Genomic DNA, 2,764 nt, shown 5'->3' on the forward strand with positions numbered 1-2,764 from the left:
GTGAATGTCACCGTGACCGGCGCGGCCGGCCAGATCGGCTACGCGCTGCTCTTCCGCATCGCCTCCGGCCACCTGCTCGGCGCGGACGTGCCGGTCAAGCTGCGCCTCCTCGAGATCCCGCAGGGCGTGAAGGCCGCCGAGGGCACCGCCATGGAGCTCGACGACTGCGCCTTCCCGCTGCTCAAGGGCATCGACATCTTCGACGACCCGAACAAGGGCTTCGAGGGCGCCAACATCGGCCTGCTCGTGGGCGCCCGCCCGCGCGGCCCCGGCATGGAGCGCGGCGACCTGCTCGCCGCCAACGGCGGCATCTTCAAGCCGCAGGGCCAGGCCATCAACGCCCACGCCGCGGACGACATCAAGATCCTCGTCGTCGGCAACCCGGCCAACACCAACGCCCTGATCGCCCAGCAGTCCGCCCCGGACGTGCCGGCCGAGCGCTTCACCGCCATGACCCGCCTGGACCACAACCGCGCGCTCACGCAGCTGGCCCAGAAGACCGGCGCCTCGGTCGAGGACATCAAGCGCCTCACCATCTGGGGCAACCACTCGGCGACCCAGTACCCGGACATCTTCCACGCGGAGATCGCCGGCAAGAACGCCGCAGAGGTCGTCAACGACGAGGCCTGGCTGGCCGACACCTTCATCCCGACCGTCGCCAAGCGCGGCGCCGCGATCATCGACGCCCGTGGCGCGTCCTCCGCCGCCTCGGCCGCGAACGCCGCCATCGACCACGTCCACACCTGGGTCAACGGCACCGCCGCGGGCGACTGGACCTCCATGGGCATCCCGTCGGACGGCTCGTACGGCGTCCCCGAGGGCCTCATCTCCTCGTTCCCCGTCACCACCAAGGACGGCAAGTACGAGATCGTCCAGGGCCTGGAGATCAACGACTTCTCGCGCGGCCGCATCGACGCCTCGGTGAAGGAGCTCTCCGAGGAGCGCGACGCGGTCCGCGAGCTCGGCCTCATCTGAGTCCCGGCTCCACGCGCCCGGCGCCCCCGAACCGTACGACCGACCGTACGGCTCGGGGGCGCCGTTTCTCATGCTCCGGGACGGCACGCTGCACGGCGGCTGAGACGCGTGGGGTGTCGCGCGAGGCTGAGACGCGCGGGGCGCCGCCGGGCTGAGACGAGGGGGGTGTCGCGCGGGAGTCTCAGGCCGTCGCGCTCTCGCGGAGCCTCGCCGCCAGCGCGGCCAGGTCGTCCCGCGCGCGCAGGAGCAGGCCGGGGCCGAAGGTGATCCGGGTCGCGCCGAGCCGGCCGAGTTCGGTGAAGGGCGGGCCGCCGTCCGGGGCGGCCAGCGCGTTGAGCGGGAGGTCGCCGAGGGCGGCGCGCAGGGCCGGGAGGTCCGTGGGCGGGGCGGCGATCGGGTAGACGCAGTCCGCCCCGGCCTCCGCGTAGAGCCGGGCGCGGGCGATCGCCGCCTCCAGCGGTCCGGACGCCCCGCGGACGTACGTGTCCACGCGCGCGTTGACGAAGAGTTCGGGACCCGCCGCGGCCCGCACCTCCGCCAGCCACGCGGCGTGCGCCCGCGGGTCCCTGAGCTCACCGTTCGGCCCGGTGTCCTCCAGGTTCACGCCGACGGCCCCCGACTCCCGTACGCGCTCCACCAGTTCGGGTGCCGGCAGCCCGTAGCCGCCCTCCAGGTCCGCCGTCACGGGCACGGAGACGGCCCGGACGATCCGGGTCACGGCGGCGAACATCTCCGCCGCGGGGGTCGCCCCGTCCTCGTACCCGAGGGAGGCGGCGATCGCGGCGCTCGGCGTCGCGAGTGCCGGAAACCCGGCCGCCTCGAAGGCGCGGGCGCTCACCGCGTCCCACGGACCCGGCAGCACCAGCGGATCGCCGGCCGCCCGGTCACGGTGGAGGCCGCGCAGGACCTGGGCCGCCGAACCCCCGCTTCCGCTCCCGGTGGTGCTCATGCGCTGCGCGGCGTGTAGTGGCCGGGCGTCATCCGGGTGGTGACGGCGATCCGGTTCCACGCGTTGATGACGACGATCGCGCTGATGACACGGGCGAGCTCGGTCTCGTCGAAGTACTGCGCGGCGCGCGCGTACACCTCGTCGGGGACGAAGCCGTCGGTGAGGACGGTCACGGACTCGGTCAGCGCGAGGGCGGCGAGTTCCCGCTCGGTGTAGAAGTGCCGGGACTCCTCCCAGGCGGACAGCTGCACGATCCGCTCGACGGTCTCGCCCTCGGCCAGCGCGTCCTTGGAGTGCATGTCGATGCAGAAGGCGCAGTGGTTGATCTGCGAGGCCCGGATCTTGATCAGGTGGTACAGGGTCGGGTCGATGTCCTTCGCAGCCGCCGTCTCCAGGCGCAGCATCGCCCGGTAGAACTCGGGGACGCGCTCGGCGAGGGGGAGTCGCGGGGCGTGCTCGTGGGCGTACTCGGCAGGCGCGGTGACGTCGAAGGTGTCGATGGTGTGCGTGTGCGGGGTCATGTCGTCACCGTACGAGCGAGGTGGCTCAGGAGTATGGTCCATTCGTATGGTGAACGAGTGGGCCACTTTCGGGGCCGATCTCCATCTGGAACTGCGCGGTCCGCGGCTGCGGGCCGGGCTCATGGACGCGCTCCGCGAGGCGGTGCGCAGCGGGCGCCTGGAAGCGGGCACCCGGCTGCCGTCCTCCCGGTCGCTCGCCGCGGACCTCGGCATGGCCCGCAACACCGTCGCCGACGCCTACGCCGAACTCGTCGCCGAGGGCTGGCTCACGGCCCGGCAGGGCTCCGGCACCCGGGTCGCCCGCCGTGCGGAGCCCCGC

Annotated in this window: 4 protein-coding genes; 2 read left to right on the forward strand and 2 right to left on the reverse strand. The window is 73.1% G+C overall.

Translation table 11 applies throughout. From position 1 onward, the window contains the following. Positions 1-975: malate dehydrogenase (locus AOK00_RS25690; protein WP_254047502.1), on the forward strand; the 975-nt coding region annotated here is incomplete at its 5' end. Positions 976-1,156: 181 nt separating this feature from the next. On the opposite strand, the gene AOK00_RS25695 is transcribed toward AOK00_RS25690, so the two are convergent. Further along, the gene (locus AOK00_RS25695) at positions 1,157-1,924 is read right to left on the reverse strand and encodes an isocitrate lyase/PEP mutase family protein (RefSeq protein WP_055602632.1); all 768 of its coding nucleotides are present in this window, start codon (positions 1,922-1,924) and stop codon (positions 1,157-1,159) included. Further along, entirely contained in the window at positions 1,921-2,445 is a 525-nt protein-coding gene (locus AOK00_RS25700) for a carboxymuconolactone decarboxylase family protein (RefSeq protein WP_055602633.1), read from the reverse strand. The genes AOK00_RS25695 and AOK00_RS25700 overlap by 4 nt, the downstream gene beginning before the upstream one ends. Before the next feature lie 46 nt (positions 2,446-2,491). On the opposite strand from AOK00_RS25700, the gene AOK00_RS25705 reads away from it, so the two are divergent. After that, positions 2,492-2,764: GntR family transcriptional regulator (locus tag AOK00_RS25705; protein WP_159041851.1), on the forward strand; the 273-nt coding region annotated here is incomplete at its 3' end.

This window comes from Streptomyces aureus (genome assembly GCF_001418135.1).
Taxonomy (GTDB): domain Bacteria; phylum Actinomycetota; class Actinomycetes; order Streptomycetales; family Streptomycetaceae; genus Streptomyces; species Streptomyces aureus_A.

What these genes read in the sequence shown, in the direction of transcription:
- AOK00_RS25700 (WP_055602633.1), bottom strand. Translation starts at nt 2,445, where the DNA reads ATGACCCCGCACACGCACACCATCGACACCTTCGACGTCACCGCGCCT.
- AOK00_RS25695 (WP_055602632.1), bottom strand. Translation starts at nt 1,924, where the DNA reads ATGAGCACCACCGGGAGCGGAAGCGGGGGTTCGGCGGCCCAGGTCCTG.